The following is a 581-nucleotide window of genomic DNA, read 5'->3' on the forward strand; positions in this document are numbered from 1 at the left end:
GCCCGACAATAAGGCCGGCGATGAACACCGACAGAATGGCCATGACTAGCATGCCGTACAACCCAGTGCCGACACCGCCTGGAGAGACTTCGCCGAGCAGCATATTTAAGATGAGAAGGCCGCCGCCGAGAGGAGTGTAACTCGAGTGGAATGAATCAACTGCGCCGGTCGACGTCATTGTCGTTGTCACCGCGAACAGCGCAGACGGGATGGTACCAAGCCGCATTTCGCGACCTTCCATGCCGCCGCCGATAGCGCCGGAAGCAGTGGCCTCGAGGGCGGTGACGGAAGCGAGTGACAGGAAGTACAACACCGCCATGGCGGAAAGAATGGCGTAGCCCTGGCGGGTATCGCGGACCATGAGACCGAATGTGCGAGTGAGAGACACCGGAATGACAAGGATGAGGAAGATTTCCAGGGCGTTGGACCACACGGTCGGGTTCTCGAACGGGTGGGCCGAGTTCGCATTGAAGTATCCGCCACCGTTGGTACCCAGTTCCTTGATGACCTCTTGGGAGGCCACAGCGCCGCCGGGGATGGTCTGGGTAGCGCCGGTAACTGTGGTAAAAGTCACCGGGGGT

Annotated in this window: 1 protein-coding gene; it reads right to left on the reverse strand. The window is 60.1% G+C overall.

Going from position 1 to position 581, the window contains the following annotated elements:
• Positions 1-581: potassium-transporting ATPase subunit KdpA (locus F4V54_RS11225; protein WP_150387184.1), on the reverse strand; the 581-nt coding region annotated here is incomplete at both ends.

This window comes from Corynebacterium tuscaniense (assembly GCF_008693065.1).
Taxonomy (GTDB): domain Bacteria; phylum Actinomycetota; class Actinomycetes; order Mycobacteriales; family Mycobacteriaceae; genus Corynebacterium; species Corynebacterium tuscaniense.